15 protein-coding genes are annotated in these 16,414 nt (G+C 60.5%); 9 read left to right on the plus strand and 6 right to left on the minus strand.

Annotated elements, in window-relative coordinates; all coding sequences use genetic code 11:
* Positions 1-173 precede the first annotated feature (173 nt).
* The 5 genes from MWU53_RS00005 to oppF all read left to right on the plus strand — a co-directional run bounded on the left by MWU53_RS00005 (position 174) and on the right by oppF (position 4,776).
* Positions 174-743 carry an ABC transporter substrate-binding protein gene (locus MWU53_RS00005; protein WP_348647014.1) on the plus strand — a complete coding sequence of 190 codons (570 nt, stop codon included), beginning with the start codon at positions 174-176 and terminating at the stop codon, positions 741-743.
* 185 nt (positions 744-928) lie between these two features.
* Positions 929-1,852, plus strand: a complete 924-nt coding sequence (gene oppB, locus MWU53_RS00010; RefSeq protein WP_247088987.1) for an oligopeptide ABC transporter permease OppB — start codon at positions 929-931, stop codon at positions 1,850-1,852.
* A 10-nt stretch (positions 1,853-1,862) separates the two neighbouring features.
* On the plus strand, positions 1,863-2,804 hold the full coding sequence (locus MWU53_RS00015; protein ID WP_247088989.1) for an ABC transporter permease subunit: 942 nt from the start codon (positions 1,863-1,865) through the stop codon (positions 2,802-2,804).
* Between the two features lie 14 nt (positions 2,805-2,818).
* On the plus strand, positions 2,819-3,793 hold the full coding sequence (locus tag MWU53_RS00020; protein ID WP_247088991.1) for an oligopeptide/dipeptide ABC transporter ATP-binding protein: 975 nt from the start codon (positions 2,819-2,821) through the stop codon (positions 3,791-3,793).
* Complete coding sequence (gene oppF / locus MWU53_RS00025; protein ID WP_247089000.1) at positions 3,790-4,776, plus strand: murein tripeptide/oligopeptide ABC transporter ATP binding protein OppF; 987 nt, start codon at positions 3,790-3,792, stop codon at positions 4,774-4,776. The genes MWU53_RS00020 and oppF overlap by 4 nt, the downstream gene beginning before the upstream one ends.
* Positions 4,777-4,804: 28 nt before the next feature.
* Here the strand turns inward: oppF and MWU53_RS00030 are convergent, their stop codons facing one another.
* Positions 4,805-4,996, minus strand: a complete 192-nt coding sequence (locus MWU53_RS00030) for a heavy-metal-associated domain-containing protein (protein ID WP_247089002.1) — start codon at positions 4,994-4,996, stop codon at positions 4,805-4,807.
* A 133-nt stretch (positions 4,997-5,129) separates the two neighbouring features.
* Here MWU53_RS00030 and MWU53_RS00035 point away from each other — a divergent pair, with 133 nt between their 5' ends.
* From MWU53_RS00035 to MWU53_RS00050, 4 genes are all read left to right on the plus strand, one after another.
* Entirely contained in the window at positions 5,130-7,592 is a 2,463-nt protein-coding gene (locus MWU53_RS00035; protein ID WP_247089005.1) for a heavy metal translocating P-type ATPase, read from the plus strand.
* Positions 7,589-7,990, plus strand: coding sequence for a Cu(I)-responsive transcriptional regulator (gene cueR, locus MWU53_RS00040; RefSeq protein ID WP_247089007.1), 402 nt, complete (start codon positions 7,589-7,591; stop codon positions 7,988-7,990). Before MWU53_RS00035 ends, cueR begins: the two co-directional genes overlap by 4 nt.
* 90 nt (positions 7,991-8,080) lie before the next feature.
* Positions 8,081-10,762, plus strand: coding sequence for a bifunctional acetate--CoA ligase family protein/GNAT family N-acetyltransferase (locus tag MWU53_RS00045; protein ID WP_247089010.1), 2,682 nt, complete (start codon positions 8,081-8,083; stop codon positions 10,760-10,762).
* Positions 10,763-10,786: 24 nt separating this feature from the next.
* Positions 10,787-11,710 carry a histone deacetylase family protein gene (locus tag MWU53_RS00050; protein ID WP_247089012.1) on the plus strand — a complete coding sequence of 308 codons (924 nt, stop codon included), beginning with the start codon at positions 10,787-10,789 and terminating at the stop codon, positions 11,708-11,710.
* An 81-nt stretch (positions 11,711-11,791) separates the two neighbouring features.
* Here the strand turns inward: MWU53_RS00050 and MWU53_RS00055 are convergent, their stop codons facing one another.
* From MWU53_RS00055 to MWU53_RS00075, 5 genes are all read right to left on the minus strand, one after another.
* Positions 11,792-12,865 (minus strand): FAD-binding oxidoreductase, encoded by a 1,074-nt coding sequence (locus tag MWU53_RS00055; RefSeq protein WP_247089014.1) that lies wholly within the window; start codon positions 12,863-12,865, stop codon positions 11,792-11,794.
* A complete protein-coding gene (locus tag MWU53_RS00060; protein WP_247089016.1) occupies positions 12,858-13,793 on the minus strand; it encodes an aldo/keto reductase in 936 nt (311 codons plus the stop codon). Before MWU53_RS00060 ends, MWU53_RS00055 begins: the two co-directional genes overlap by 8 nt.
* Positions 13,794-13,893: 100 nt before the next feature.
* A complete protein-coding gene (locus tag MWU53_RS00065; protein WP_247089018.1) occupies positions 13,894-14,412 on the minus strand; it encodes an EF-hand domain-containing protein in 519 nt (172 codons plus the stop codon).
* A gap of 125 nt (positions 14,413-14,537) precedes the next feature.
* Positions 14,538-15,623, minus strand: a complete 1,086-nt coding sequence (locus MWU53_RS00070; protein WP_247089021.1) for a BMP family ABC transporter substrate-binding protein — start codon at positions 15,621-15,623, stop codon at positions 14,538-14,540.
* 1 nt (position 15,624) lies between these two features.
* Positions 15,625-16,404, minus strand: a complete 780-nt coding sequence (locus MWU53_RS00075; protein ID WP_247089023.1) for an ion transporter — start codon at positions 16,402-16,404, stop codon at positions 15,625-15,627.
* Positions 16,405-16,414: the final 10 nt, after the last annotated feature.

Here is a 16,414-nt window from a genome sequence, read left to right on the forward strand (position 1 = left end):
CGCGCGGCATCCCTTGGCCGCAAAGCACCTCAACCTGCCGTAACTTCGTGACAATCTCTTCAGGCTTGTGTCGTTTGATTCCCATATCTGATCCTCCGTTTCCTAACTATAGGGGCGGACCACTTCAGTGGGGGAGGATCACCTTCACCCCGGGCGCAACCGCCGGCTTCGAAGTGCCTGCTGTTGACTATGCGGGTTGGAGCCAAGACGAGCGCAACGCCAAAGCTGTCGAGCTGATGGCAGAGGCTGGCTATGGCAAAGATAGCCCGCTGGATATCACGCTGATCTACAACACCTCGGAAGCCCACAAGAAAGTGGCCTTGGCGGTTAGCCAGATGTGGAAGCAGAACCTGGGCGTGAACGTCACCCTGGAAAACCAGGAATGGAAAACCTTCCTGAACACCCGCGGCGAGCAGAACTATGAAATCGCGCGTGCTGGCTGGTGTGGTGACTATAACGAAGCGTCGACCTTCCTGGATCTGGTCCAGTCGGGTTCGGGCTATAACGATGCCAAGTATGCCAACGACATGGTCGATGGCTTGCTGGCAGACGCCAAAACGATGGACAACCCTCAGCCGAACTACACCAAGGTTGAAGAAATCATTGCCGCCGACATGCCGATCATCCCGATCTACCACTATGCTGGTAGCTTCATGATCAAGCCCGAGCTGATCGGCAGCTGGCCCGTCGAAAACGTAGAGCAGAACTGGTACTCGAAAGACCTGTATAAGGTCGCCAAGTAAGCCGGATCTGATCTGAAATAGGGGCACCGCGCATCGCGTGCGGTGCCCCACCCGCATCTGCGTTTCTGATCCAGATCAACGAAGACCGTTAACCAAGCTGTCATAGGCGCCTGATCCGGCTTTACGTAGGGTCCGCCATTTCGTGTATCGTGGATCCGACAACGCCGCATCTCCTAGGGGTAAAGATGCTTAACTTTATCATACGCAGGGTCGCCGTCGCGATCCCCACTCTTATCATTCTTCTGGTCGCCTCGTTCTGGCTGATGCAGACCGCGCCCGGCGGGCCGTTCACGTCTGAACGTCCCTTGCCTGCGCAGGTCCTCGCCAATATCGAGGCGAAATATGGGCTGGATCAGCCTGTCTATAAACAGCTTTGGGACTATGTCGTGGGCATCGTGACCCAGTTCGATTTTGGCCCGAGCTATAAATACAAAGACCGTTCGGTGAATGACATCATCGCGCAGGGCTTCCCGGTTACACTGACCTACGGGATCATCTCGTTCCTGGTGGCGATCATCGTGGGCGGTGCTCTGGGCGTCTCGGCCGCGATCCGTCAGAACAGCTGGCTGGACTACTTCGCGGTGGGCGTGACCATCGGCGCGCAGGTGCTGCCGAACTTCGTCATGGCGCCGATCCTGATCCTTGTCTTCACGCTATGGCTTGGCTGGCTGCCCGGCGGCGGCTGGAACGGAGGACAATGGCAGCACATCATCATGCCTGTCATCGCGCTGTCGACCAGCTATATGGCGTCGATTGCCCGCCTGACGCGGTCCTCGATGCTGGAAGTGCTGCGGTCGAACTTCATCCGCACTGCCCGCGCCAAGGGCCTGCCCGACAACGTCATCATCTGGCGTCACGCGCTGAAGCCGTCGCTTCTGCCGGTGATTTCTTACCTCGGACCGGCCTTTGTCGGCATGGTCACCGGGTCGTTCATCATCGACTTTGTCTTTGGCACCGGGGGGATTGGCTATTTCTATGTGAACGCGGCCTTTAACCGCGACTATTCGGTCATGATGGGCCTGACGATCCTGCTGGGATCCATGACGATCCTGTTCAATATGGTGGTTGATATCCTCTATGCGTGGATCGACCCGAAGATCCGGTTGTGAGGGTGAGACGATGAACGACAGACTTGTTCAACCCTTCCAGCAACCCAAAACCCGCGAGATCGCCGAGCGGATTGCGGAAGACGTCAAGGGCCGCTCGCTTTGGGCCGATGCGCGCCGCCGTTTCGTCGCCAACCGTGCCGCGATGGTGTCGGTTGTCGTACTGACGCTGGTGGTGCTGTTCTCTCTATTTGGACAGTTCCTTAGCGAGTATGATATCGAAACTCCAGACTGGGATGTTCTTGGTAATGTGGCGGCCGCTGGCAAACCGTCAATCGCAAACGGGCACTACTTTGGCTATGATGAGTATGCGCGCGACCTCTATAACCGCGTCATCCAAGGCTCGCGCATCTCGCTGGCCGTGGGCGTGATTGGCGCGCTGGTCGCGGTGATCGTCGGCACAATTTACGGCGCGACAGCTGGCTTTATCGGCGGACGTGTGGACTCGATCATGATGCGCCTCGTCGATATCTTCATGTCGATCCCTTATATGTTCGTCCTGATCCTGCTGCTGGTCGTCGCCGGACGCTCGATCACCATGATTTTCGTCGGCATCGGCCTGACCGCATGGCTGGACATGAGCCGCATCGTGCGCGGCCAAACCCTGTCCATCAAGAACCGCGAGTTCGTGGAGGCGGCCATCGCCATCGGCGTACCCACATGGCGCATCATCATCCGCCACATCGTGCCCAACCTTCTGGGCGTGGTGGTGGTCTATGCGACGCTTCTGGTGCCGCAGATGATCCTGACGGAAAGCTTCATATCGTTCCTTGGCCTTGGCGTTCAGGAACCTTTCACCAGCTGGGGTGCACTTTTGTCGGAAGGCACCAAGACCATGAATTATGGGATGCTCTGGCAGCTTGCTTTCCCGCTGTTCTTCTTCGTGGTCACCATCTTCTGTTTCTTTTTCATCGGTGACGGTCTGCGCGATGCGCTGGACCCGAAAGACCGTTAAGGGGGGCGTGAGTTATGGCACTACTTGAAGTCCGTGACCTAAGCGTCAAATTCGACACACAGGATGGCACCGTGACCGCTGTGGATAAGATCAGCTTTGATCTGGAAGCCGGCGAAACCCTTGGCGTGGTGGGCGAAAGTGGATCGGGCAAAAGCCAGACCGTCTTTGCGATCATGGGGCTGTTGGCCCAAAACGGGAAGGCGTCAGGCTCGGTAAAGCTTGAGGGGCAAGAGATCCTCAACATGCCAGTTGCCAAGCTGAACAAGATCCGCGCGGAACGTATTGCGATGATCTTTCAGGATCCGATGACCTGTCTGAACCCGTTCCTGCGGGTGTCGGATCAGATGGCCGAGGTGTTGACCCATCACAAGGGGATGAGCAAATCAGCGGCCGTCAAACAGGCGGTCGAGATGCTGGATGCTGTGCGTATTCCTGAAGCGAAGAAGCGCATCACCATGTACCCGCACGAGTTTTCGGGCGGGATGCGACAGCGCGTGATGATTGCGATGTCGCTGCTGTGCAAGCCCGATATTCTGGTCGCGGACGAGCCCACGACGGCGCTGGATGTGACCGTTCAGGCGCAGATCATGAAGCTGCTTGAAGACCTGCAGAAGGACTTCAACATGTCGATCATTCTGATCACCCATGACCTTGGCGTGATTGCCGGATCGTGCCGCGAAACGCTGGTCATGTATGGCGGGCAGCAGATGGAATATGGCACCACAAAAGGCCTGTTCGAGATGCCAACCCACCCCTACACGATGGGTCTTCTGAAAGCCGTGCCACGTCTGGATATCGAAAGCGATACGCTGGCGACCATTCCCGGCAGCCCGCCCAACATGATGAATATGCCGAAGGGCTGCCCGTTCTCGCCGCGTTGTGATTTCGCGGATGACCGCTGCGCTGTCGAGCGCCCGACGTTGGATGGCGTCACGGGTCGTGCGGTGCGCCGTCGGGCGTGTCTGAAATCTCTGGAGGAGCTGACATGAACGTGCAATCACCTCTTCTTTCCGTGCGTGACCTGAAGGTCTGGTTCGACATCAAGCGGCAGGGCGCGATGCCTTGGACGCCGTCGGACACCTTGAAGGCTGTGGACGGGGTCGACTTTGACCTGATGCCGGGCGAGACGCTGGGCATCGTGGGTGAAAGCGGCTGTGGCAAGTCCACACTGGCCCGCGCCATCATGCGTATGGTTCCTGCCGAGGCTGGCACTGTGTTGTGGTTGGGCAATGACCTGTTGCAGCTCAATAAGCATGACATGCGTGAGCACCGCAAAGAGATGCAGATGATCTTTCAGGATCCGCTGGCATCCCTGAACCCGCGCATGACCATCGGCCAGATCGTTGCCGAACCGCTGAAAACCCACCATCCGGGCCTGTCGGCAGGCGAAGTCAAAGACCGCGTGCGCGAGGTGCTCGACCGCGTCGGCATTCTGCCCAACATGATCAACCGCTACCCGCACGAGTTCTCGGGCGGGCAGTGCCAGCGGATCGGGATCGCGCGTGCGCTGATCGTGAAGCCGCAGCTGATCATCTGTGACGAACCTGTGTCGGCGCTGGACGTGTCCATTCAGGCGCAGGTGATCAACCTTCTGATGGAAATTCAGGAAGAGATGGGCCTGAGCCTGATCTTCATCGCGCATGACCTAAGTGTGGTGAAACACATCTCGACCCGCGTGATGGTGTTGTATCTGGGCAATGTGGTTGAGATCAGCGAGGCTGCGCAACTCTACCGTTCGCCCGGTCACCCGTACACGGAAGCGCTGATTTCCGCGGTACCGATCCCGGACCCAAGCGCTGAAGCCTCGAAAGAGGTGATGATCCTGGATGCCGATCTGCCATCGCCGCTGAACCCGCCCTCAGGCTGTGTGTTCCGCACTCGCTGCCCAATTGCCGGGCCGGAATGCGCGGAAACCAAGCCGCCCCTGACGGATCGCGGCAATGGCCAGCAAGTGGCCTGTCACAAACGCTAATGGAAGCCCCGGCCAAGCGCCGGGGTTTTTATTTTGCGCTGGCGGGGAAGCCGATCTCGTCCAGTGCGCCGATGACGGCGGCGGGCTCCAGCCCCTCGACCTTCACTTCGCGGGCGTCCATGTCGAAGCTCAGCGTGACCTCGCCAAGACCTTCCAGCGCTTCAGTGATCGAGGCTTTGCAATGGCCGCAGCTCATATCGGGGACGTGGAAAGTGGTCATGGTGGCTCCTGTCGTGTTCTGTATTCTGAATACAGCGCCTATTTCGGTGGTCAACATGGCAAATTCATTGCGGACCACTTGATCTTCCAGTCACTGGAACCTCTATCTATACTCCGTCATATCGGAGAATCTCATGGCTGCCCTGAAAACACTCACACTCGAGCTGGAAAACCTGTCCTGCGCCTCCTGCGTCGGGCGGGCCGAGCGGGCGTTGGACGCGGTCGAGGGCGTGGACGCAGCCCCCGTGAACCTTGCCACCGAAACCGCGCGTGTGTCTTTCACAGCCCCCGCCACGACCGAAGGCCTTGCCGCTGCCCTTGACCGTGCGGGCTATCCGGCGCGGCGGGACACGGTGGTTCTGGATGTCCAGTCGATGTCCTGCGCGGCCTGTGTGGGCCGGGTCGAGCGGATGCTGAAAGCCACCCCGGGCGTGTTGGACGCGCGCGTGAACCTTGCCTCGGAACGCGCTTTTGTCACTTTCCTTACCGGATCTGTAACGCCCGAGGCATTGTCGGCGAAGATCACCAAGGCAGGGTTCTCAACGACCCCGCGCACCGACAGCAGCACCACTGGGCCGCGCGACAAAGCGGACGAGGCGCGCGTGCTGAAACACAAAGCTTTGCTCGCCGCCGCCCTGACCCTGCCTGTCTTCGTGATCGAGATGGGCGGGCACCTGTACCCGCCGTTCCATCATTGGGTCATGCACACGATCGGGCAGGGGGTGTCGCATTGGCTGCAACTGATCCTGACCACGCTGGTCCTGTTCGGCCCCGGCCGTCTGTTCTTCGCCAAGGGCATTCCCGCCCTTCTTCGAGGTGCGCCCGAAATGAACGCGCTGGTCGCGCTGGGCGCCTCGGCGGCTTACCTTTATTCGCTGGTGTCGGTCCTAACCCCCGGCATTTTGCCCCCGGGCACCGTGAACGTTTATTTCGAGGCCGCCGCCGTTATCGTCACCCTGATCCTTGTCGGTCGCTGGATGGAGGCCCGCGCCAAGGGCCGCACCGGCGAGGCGATCCGCGCGTTGGTCGAACTGGCCCCCGACAAGGCCACGGTCGAGGTCGAGGGCCGCCAGATCACCCGCCCCGTCGCGCAGGTCATCACCGGCGAGGTCATCGTGATCCGTCCCGGCGAACGCGTGCCACTGGACGCCGAGGTGACCGAGGGCGAAAGCCTTGTCGATGAAAGCATGATCACCGGCGAGCCCGTGCCGGTCTCGAAAACCAAAGGCAGCCCGATCACCGGAGGCACCGTGAACGGCACCGGCGCCCTGAAGGCCCGCGTGACCGCCGTCGGCCCCGACACGATGCTGTCCCAGATCGTGCGCATGGTCGAAGATGCCCAAGGCGCGCGGCTGCCCATTCAGGCGCTGGTCGACAAGATCACCGCTGTCTTCGTGCCGGTGGTGATGGCCGTTGCCGCCCTGACCGTGTTGGTCTGGCTGCTGATCGGTCCTGACCCCGCCTTGGGTCTGGCCTTGGTCGCGGGTGTGTCCGTCCTGATCATCGCCTGCCCTTGCGCGATGGGCTTGGCCACGCCGACCTCGATCATGGTGGGGACAGGTCGCGCCGCGCAGCTTGGCGTGCTCTTCCGGCGCGGTGATGCGTTGCAAGCTCTGCAATCGGTGGATGTGGTCGCCTTCGACAAAACCGGCACGCTGACCGAAGGGCGGCCTGCGCTGACCGCTTACGATGTCGCGGACGGACAGGATGCCGCCACGCTTCTCGCCCTGATCGCAGGGGCTGAGGCGCAAAGCGAACACCCCTTGGCGCAAGCTATTCTCTCCGGCGCGGTAGATCGTGGTGTCACGCCAGCAAAGGTCAGCAACGTTCAAACCGAAACCGGCTTTGGCCTGTCGGCTGAGGCCGAGGGCAAGCGCCTGCTGATCGGATCGCAACAATATATGGCACGCGAGGGCGTTCCTCTGACGGATCTTGTCGACCGGGCCGACCCCATGCGCGCGGACGGTCAGACTGTGTTCTTCGCAGCATATGATGGGAAGCTTGCCGCCCTGATCGGCGTGGCGGACCCGGTGAAACCCGATACCCCCAAGGCGCTGGATGCGTTGCGGGTTTTGGGCAAAGAGTTGGTGATGATCACTGGCGACGACCCGGCCACCGCTGCTGCCATCGCTGACCGGCTACAGATCGACCGCGTGGTTGCGGGTGTAATCCCCGGTGAGAAGCTGCAAACCATCGCGACAATGCAAGCCGAGGGGCAGACAGTCGCCTTTGTCGGCGACGGCATCAACGACGCGCCCGCGTTGGCCCAGGCGGATGTGGGTATCGCAATCGGCACCGGCACGGATGTCGCGATCGAAGCCGCCGACGTGGTCCTGTCCTCGGGCGCGCTGTCGGGCGTGGTGAACGCGTTGCAGGTCAGCCGCCGCACGATGACCAACATCCGCCAGAACCTGTTCTGGGCGTTTGGGTATAATGTGGCGTTGGTGCCTGTCGCAGCTGGTGTGCTATATCCCGTTTGGGGCATTCTACTGTCGCCAATGCTAGGGGCAGGGGCGATGGCTGCATCCTCGGTTCTGGTTCTGTCCAACGCCCTGCGGCTGCGGTTCATCAAGCCCGCGCTGAAGGAGGTCGCATGAATATCTCGGACGCTGCCACCCAGACGGGTCTGCCCGCCAAAACCATCCGCTACTATGAAGAAGTCGGACTGGTCACACCCACCCGCAATACCAATGGCTACCGCGTTTTTGGTGAAGCCGAGCTGCATAAACTAACCTTCCTCGCCCGCGCGCGCGCGTTGGGTTTCTCGATCGAGGATTGCCGCACGCTGTTGGCCCTTTACGAGGATCAATCCCGCGCCAGTTCCGACGTCAAACGCATTGCCCGAACACATCTGGACGAGATCGAGGCGAAGATCGCGGACCTGATTGCCATGCGTGATACGCTGTCGCATCTGGTGCAAGCCTGCGCAGGCGATGACCGCCCCGATTGCCCGATCCTGAAAGGCATCGAAACCACATCTGTGTCAAAAGCTTGAGGCACATCAAAGACGAACAGCTTGTCGTGGCGTTTATCCATGGGCGAAGCTGTGTGGAGTATCTTCGCGCATTCGCAAAGGATTCGTCTGATGGACAAAAGCCCTCTGACCCCGCTGTTTGATCCCGCCTCGGTCGCCGTGTTTGGGGCCAGTCCCAGCGGCAACTCGGTTGGCGCAATGGCGTGGCGCAATCTGGTGGCGGGCGGGTTCGCGGGCGCCCTTTATCCGATCAATCCCAAACACAAAGCGATCGATGACGCGACCTGCTATCGCAAGGTGACGGACCTGCCGGACGAGGTCGATCTGGCCGTGATCGCCACCCCCGCGCGTACGGTGCCGGGGATCATGCGCGACTGCGCCGAGGCCGGCGTGAAATCCGCCATCATCCTGTCGGCGGGCTTTGGCGAAGGCGATGGGCGCGGCAAGGATCTGGAAGCGCAGGTCGTGGCCGCCGCGCGGAAAGCTGACATCCGCTTCATGGGGCCAAATTGCGTCGGTCTGGTGCGTCCGTGGCTGGGGTTGGATGCCAGTTTCCTGCGCTCGGATCCGCCAAAAGGGCGGCTGGCATTCGTGTCGCAATCCGGCGCGTTGGTCTCGGCGATTGCTGACTGGGCTGGGCCACATCACTCTGGCTTTTCCGCCATGGTCAGTCTTGGGAATTCGACCAATATCGATTTCGGCGACGTGCTGGATTTTCTGGCAATGGACCCTCGGACGGACGCCATCTTGTTGTATATCGAGGGCATCAAGGACGCACAGAACTTCATGTCTGCCCTGCGCCGGGCATCGCGTCTGAAACCGGTGATCGTGCTGAAATCTGGCCGCCACGCGACAAGCTCGCAAGCGGCGCATACGCACACGGGCGCATTGATCGGCTCGGATGATGTATTCGACGCGGCATTGGAGCGTGCGGGTGCCGTGCGGGTTGGTACTCTGGGCCAGCTTTTCGCTGCGGCCGAGATTCTGGCCAATACGCGCAAAGTAGGTGGCAATCGTCTGTGCATCATTACCAATGGCGGTGGGGCAGGCGTTTTGGCCGCCGACCGTGCAGGCGATCTGGACATCGCGCTGCCTCCGCTGTCCGACGCCACCAAAGCCACGCTGGACAAAGTCCTGCCCGAATTCTGGAGCCACGCCAACCCCGTCGATATTCTGGGCGATGCGAATGCTGCGACCTATGCGGCAGCCGTGAAAGCCGCTCTGGCGGATCCGGACAATGACGGCATTCTGGTGATGCTGACCCCGCAAGCGATGACCGACGCCGCTGCCACCGCGCAAGCCGTGGTGGACGCTCTGCCGCGGCGGCGCAAGAAACCGGTGCTGGCTTGCTGGCTGGGTGAACCGTCAGTCGCGGAAGGCCGAGATATTCTGTCCAAAGCGGGCGTGCCGGACTTCCAGACTCCTGAACGCGCGGTCGAGGGTTTCAGCTATCTGGTCCAATACCGGCGCAACCGCAAACTGGCGCTAGAGGTCCCCCGCGCCCGCGCATTTGAGAAAGGGTTGGATCTGGACGGCGCGCGCTTGATTATCGCGCAGGCCCTGTCGGATGGCCGCAAGATGTTGTCGGACACGGAAAGCAAGGCGCTACTGAAGGCCTTCAATATTCCGGTGAACATGACGATCGAGGCGACGACGCCATCGCAGGCCTTAGTTGCTGCGGAAACCGTGGGCTATCCGGTCGCGATGAAAATCGCCTCGCCCGATATCACGCATAAGACCAATGTGGGCGGCGTGCGGGTGAATGTGGCGCATGCGACCTCGGTCTCGCGGGTGTTTCACGAGCTGGTCAAATCCGCCAAAGCCGCGCGGCCCGATGCGCAGATCACCGGCGTCACGGTCGAGCCAATGGCGAACCTGAAAGACCCGCGCGAGCTGGTCATCGGCGCCAGCCGTGATCCGGTCTTCGGCCCAACAATTCTGTTCGGCGCAGGGGGCACGATGGTCGAGGTGATGAAAGACAGCGCCGTGGCGTTGCCGCCTCTGAATGCGGTCTTGTCCGAACGTTTGATCAACAAAACGCGTGTGTCGAAAGCCCTTGATGGGTTCCGCGATGCGGCCCCCGTGGATCGCGATGCGCTGATCGACGTGTTGAAGCGCGTCTCGATTATCGTGAGTTATCTGCCTGAGGTGATTGAGCTGGACATCAACCCTCTGTTTGTCAGCCCGGACGGCGTGTTGGCGGTGGACGCGCGGATCTCGGTCCAACGGGCCCCAGCAAAGGACGGCCCCTATGACCACATGGCGATCCATCCTTACCCCCGCCATCTGGCGCGCGAGGCATATCTGTCGGACGGGACACTTCTGGTGATCCGCCCGATCCGACCCGAGGATGCCGAGTATCTGCAGTCCTTCATGCGCGATCTGTCACCCGAAGCTAAAAAGATGCGTTTCATGGGCTCGGTGAACGAACTCAGCCCCGAAATGCTCGCCCAGTTTTCGGCCATCGACTATCGCCGCGAAATGGCGCTGTGCGCGATGGCCGAGATTGACGGGCAGGACGTGCTGGTGGGCGTCGCGCGCTATGTGATCAACCCGGATCAGAAGAGCTGCGAGTTTGCCATCGTCGTATCGGACCGCATTCAGCATCAGGGGCTTGGAACGCGCCTGATGAAGGGGCTGTTCAGTGCCGCACAGGATCATGGATTGGATGTGATTGAAGGGACGGTTCTGAAGAAGAACGACCCGATGTTGCGCCTGATGAAAGAGCTGGGCTTCACCCAGCGGCCAGACCCCGATGACCGCGACGTGGTCATTGTCGAACGCTGGCTTTGAGAAGGGATCGAGGGAGGAAACCGAATGCTATCTATCATTTCGCACGCCGAGTGTCGTGACCACGACGCCGGGCCATTGCACCCGGAAAGCAAGGCGCGGCTGGATGCGATCAACAACCAGTTGATCATGTCGGGCATGGACTATGTGGTTCGTCATCATGATGCGCCGCTGGTCACCCGCGAGCAGCTAGAGCGCGTGCATGACAGTGCCTATCTGGACCGCGTCTATGCGTTGGCACCGGGACAGGGGATGGAAAGCGTCGAGGTGGACGGGGACACAGTGATGAGCCCCGGCACGTTGAAGGCGGCAGAACGGTCCGCCGGATCCGGCTGCATGGGCGTCGATCTGGTCATGTCGAAAGAGGCCAACCCGATCTTCTGCATGGTCCGCCCGCCCGGTCACCACGCGGAAAGCGACAAGGCGATGGGGTTTTGCCTGTTCAACAACATTGCGGTGGCAGCGGCCCATGCGCTTGATGCCTATGGCCTGTCGCGCGTGGCGATCATCGACTTCGACGTGCACCACGGCAATGGCACGGAAGAGATCTTCAAGGCGGAACCGCGCGTGCTGTTCTGCTCGAGCTTTCAGCACCCGTTCTATCCCTTCACCGGGCACGAGAAAGAGACCGATAATTTGGTCGACATCCCACTTTCGGCGGGGGCAGGCAGTGCCGAGTTCCGCGAAGCCGTGTCCGGCCACTGGATCCCGCACCTGCGTGACTTCAAGCCGGAATTTGTCTTTATCTCGGCAGGCTTTGACGCCCACGTGGCCGACGACATGTCCAGTGTTCAGTTGACGGACGCGGATTACGAATGGGTCACGCGAGAGCTGAAGGCCGTCGCGGATGAATTCGCAGAAGGCCGGATCGTGTCAATGCTGGAAGGCGGGTACGAGCCGGACGTGCTGGCGCGATCGGTCGTGAAACATCTGGATGTATTGCTGGGGTAAGGGGCGTTGCCCCTCGAGCCTGCGGCTCTCACCCCAGGATATTTGTGGCAAGAAAATGCGAAAGGGTGAAGACCGGGACGGTCAGGTGAACCGGTCCGGGACGATCTTCGCCACGGTGGTTGCCTCAATCTCGGGCGCGCGACCAGCGACAAGATCGGCCAGCAGCTTCGATGCGGCGGGCGAAGTTTGGAACCCGTATCCCCCTTGCCCGGCGCACCAGATGAAGCTGCGGTCCTCGGGTGCGGGGCCTAGCACCAGATTGCGGTCGGGTGCGAAGCTGCGCAGCCCGGCCCAGTTTGAGATCATCCGAGTGACGGGTTTTGTGACCATTGCCTCGTAGCGCGCGAGCCCTTCGGCCAGTACCATGTCATCCGCCCAAGCGTCTTGCGGCTCCATCGGGTCTTCTTCCTCTGGGGAGACGATGAGCGCACCTGCGTCCGGCTTCGCATACCAGCTTTCGCCCGCCCCCATCACCATTGGCCACTTCGACACATCCGTGCCCTCGGGCGCGGCAATTCGTGCCATGGACCGGCGATAGGGTTGAATGCCGATGGGCTGGATCCCGGCCATGGCCGCCACCTGATCGACCCACGGACCAGCTGCATTGACCAGTGTTTTGCACTGTACCGTCATCTTAGGAGTCGTGACCTCCCACCCGTGGGACAGGCGCGTGATGTCGGTGACTTTCGCGCGTGTGTGCACCTGACCATTCACGCGTATGTCGCGGGCGAAGTTTTGCAGCAGAAGGTCCGTGTCGATGTCCCATCCGTCGGCATGATAGCCCGCACCGATCATTGCGTCAGGATTGAGGATGGGAAACAGATCTAGCGCCTCGTCCGTGGAAAGGGGATCCATCTTCATTGTCACAAGATCATGGGCAAGCTCTTGGTCCTGTCCTTGGCCGCCAACAATCATCAGCCCCCGCGGGGACAGCACGCCACCATTTGCGGTTTCGTGATATTCGCGCGATGCGAGGTTCAGGGCGATCACGGAGGGAGCGCCATAGGTTGCCTCGTACATCGCTGCTGACCGGCCAGAGGCGTGATAGGCCAGCGCGTCTTCGGCCTCGAGCGCGCAGACGGTGCCGAGTTGTGCCAGCCGTGCGCCAGCCGAAATCCCGGCGATACCACCGCCGATAACAACGAAATCATACATTTTCTTCAATCCTGTCTGTCGCGGGCGCGGGCGTTGGTGTCAGCGCGGTCAAGCGGTCACGCAGCTCGGCGGTCATGTCGAAGGACAGTGCGTCCAGAGACGGCTGCAATTGCTCCAGCGACCGTGCTGACAGAATGGGGGCAGGGCGGGCCGGATGGCTGGCAACCCACGCCACCGCCAGCGTGGCCGGGTGCATGTTCACGTCCTGCGAAATCTCGGGCAAGGCTTCTGCCGCCCTGTGCATCCAGCCAAGACCATAGCGCGCGGCATAGCGGTGATCTTCGGACAAGCGGCCCGTGCCACCCTTTGCGTATTTCCCGGTCAAAAGCCCCCCACCCAGCGGCGAGTATGTCGCGGCGAGGATACCTTCGGAGGCACACATGGGCAGAAGCTCGACCTCGGCCTGACGTTTCACAAGGCTGTACATCGGCTGGATAACGTCGATCCGGGTGCCCAGCCCGTGTGCGATCGACTGCGCTTTCATCACCTGCCACGCGGCAAAGTTGGACAGCGCCAGATAGCGGGTTTGTCCGGCCGATTGCAGTTCGGCCAGCAGTTCGATCTGCGCGTTAATTGCGAGATTGGGGTTGAAGCGGTGCAGATAGAGAACATCCACCGCATCCAGACCCATCCGAGCCCGTGAGGTATCGAATTGCGCCCGCAGTGCCGCGACAGTGTCTGGCGCGTCGTAGCCGATCTTGGTGGCGATGATCAGACGGTCGCGAAGGGGCGCGACAAGCCGCCCGAGGATCGTCTCGGAGGCCCCGCCTGTATAGAGGTTCGCAGTGTCGAAATGAGTGACGCCCGCGTCGATACACGCGTCAAACATCGCGCGCGCGGCGACATCATCTGCGTTCTCGCCAAATTGCATGGTGCCGAAGGCGAAGCGGGGGGCGGGGGTGCCATCAAGGGAAATCAGGTCGGTCATGGCGCGACACTGCCATGGGGTTTTGCAAAGGAAAAGGCCCCGCGTGATGCGGGGCCTGATCTTTCGGTAGCACTCTTTTTCAGAGTGTGAAGGGACGCGTTCACTGCCGTCCGAAATCCTCGGCCGAGATCACGCCGTCGCCGTTGCGATCCTGCTTTGGGAACCACAGATCGACGCCTGCGATGAACTCTTCGCGGGTGACTTTCCCGTCACCATCAAGATCCGCGTTTTCGCGGGTCATCGACATGGCAGCGCTGTGTTCGCCCATGCCCAGACCTTGACCTTGGCCTTGTCCTTTACCCTTGCCTTGGCCCTGACCATTGCCTTGACCTTTGCCCTGACCGCCGCCTTGGCCTTGGCCGATCCCGTGTTCTTTCATGTCAGCTTCGCGGGCTTCGTCGAACAGAACATAGTCTTCGGCGCTCAGCACACCGTCATCGTCGGCGTCGAAGGTGGTGAAGATATCGCCACGGCGTTCCCGGGCTTCCTCGATCGAGACCGAGCCGTTTTCGTCCAGATCCCACATTTCGATGAAGTGAGCGCCGGGCTGGTTTTGCGCCAGTGCAGGCAGTGCAATTACAAGTGCCGCAGTGGCCAGAAAAGGTGTTGTCTTGCGCATTGTTACGCTCCGTTTGTTGTCCCAATATTCGTATTACGGAATATGTGACGGTTTCCGTCGCGCTTTTTGCATAAAAAAATGCCCCACCTTTCGGCAGGGCATCTTGATGCTTTGTATCGGGTCGATTAGTTCGACGGGATCTCGGCTTCGATGCCTTCGACATAGAAGCCCATGCCGGCCAGACCATCGTCGCCATAGTCGGAAGCGGTCTCGCCTTCTGCCAACCACGGGGTGCCGTCCTGCTTGTTCAGCGGGCCAGTGAAGGCGTGGTATTCGCCCGAGGCCAGAGCGTCGCGCAGGGCTTCGGCTTCGGCTTTCACGTCAGCCGGTACGGCGTCCGAGATATCGCCGATGCCAACCATGCCAGCACCAATGCCGTCCCAAGTCGAGACGCTTTCCCAGGTTCCGTCCATCACGGCCTTGGTACGGGCGACATAGTAGGGCCCCCAGTTGTCGATGATCGACGATACGCGCGGATGCGGGGCGTATTCGCCCATGTCCGAAGCCTGACCGAAGGTGATGACGTTGCCAGCTTCCTTGGCGGCTGCTTGCGGCGCGGTCGAGTCGGTGTGCTGCAAGATCACGTCAGCGCCTTGCTCGATCAGAGCTTTGGCTGCGTCGGCTTCCTTGGCTGGATCAAACCAGGTGTAGGCCCAGATGATTTTGAACTGAACGTCCGGGTTTACCTTCTTGGCGTGGATGTATGCCGAGTTGATGCCGCGGATAACTTCCGGGATCGGGAAGGACGCGATGTAACCGATGATGTTCGACTGGGTCATCTTGCCTGCAATGTGCCCCTGAACGGCGCGACCTTCATAGAAACGGGCCGAATAGACCGACACGTTGTCCGACTGCTTATAGCCGGTCGCGTGTTCGAATTTCACGTTCGGGAACTTCTCGGCCACGGCCAGGGTGGCGTCCATGAAGCCAAACGAGGTGGTGAAGATCAGGTCTGCACCCGACAAGGCCATCTGCGTGATCGGGCCTTCGGCGTTCGATTCCGAAACGCTTTCGACATAGACGGTTTCGACCTTGTCGCCGAACGCGGCTTCAACGGCTTTACGGCCCTGATCATGTTCGTAGGTCCAGCCACCGTCGCCCACCGGGCCGACATAGATGAAGCCGACTTTGGTCTTGTCCTCGGCCATGGCCGCGCCGGCCAGACCGGTGGCCAGAGCCGCCGTTGCCAGAAGTGATTTCAATACACGCATGTTAATCTCCCTTGGTGTCTTGAGCAGAATTATTGGTTTCATCAGCGGCGTCTTCGCGGGCTTCGCGCAGGCGACGCTGGATGTTGGTTTCGCTTTCCAGAAGCGCTGTTGTCACGATGGCAGAGGGCACGGCAATCACGCCCAATCCGATAAACAGAACGAAGGTTGTGAAGATCCGTCCTCCGGCTGTGATCGGGAACATATCGCCGTATCCCACGGTTGTGAAACTGGCGACTGCCCACCACAGGCTGTTGGGAATGGACGAGAAGACTTCCGGCTGTGCGTCATGTTCAAAGATATAAATTCCGACCGCCGAAACATAAAGCATAAGTGCGGCGATGATGCCAAAGATCATAAGCTCGCCCCGGACCTGACGGAAGGCGACCACAAGGCGCTCCATCGCATGGGAACCGCGAAACAGTTTCAAAAGCCGGACGAGGCGTAGAAGACGGAAGGCGCGCACCACCTGCCATTGCGGGGTCAGCAGGGCAATCGCCGGGGCGAAGGCCAGAAAATCGACCAGCCCCCAAAAGCTGAACGCATAGCGCAGCGGGCGCCGAGAGGTGAACAGCCGCAAGACATATTCAGCCCCGAAGACCACCAAAAGCAGCACCTCGAACTTGAACAAAAGCCCGCGCAGATGCTCGGGCAGTTCCGGCATGGTTTCCAGCGCAATCGCGATTGCCGACAGCAGGATCAGTACATCCATCACGCGCGCGACGTTCACACCGCCAAGCGGCTTGTGTCCGTCCAGAATGTCGTGAATGTCGGCTTTGTTCATCAGGGATCCT

The sequence above is a fragment of the Aliiroseovarius sp. S1123 genome (genome assembly GCF_023015885.1).
Taxonomy (GTDB): Bacteria; Pseudomonadota; Alphaproteobacteria; order Rhodobacterales; family Rhodobacteraceae; genus Aliiroseovarius.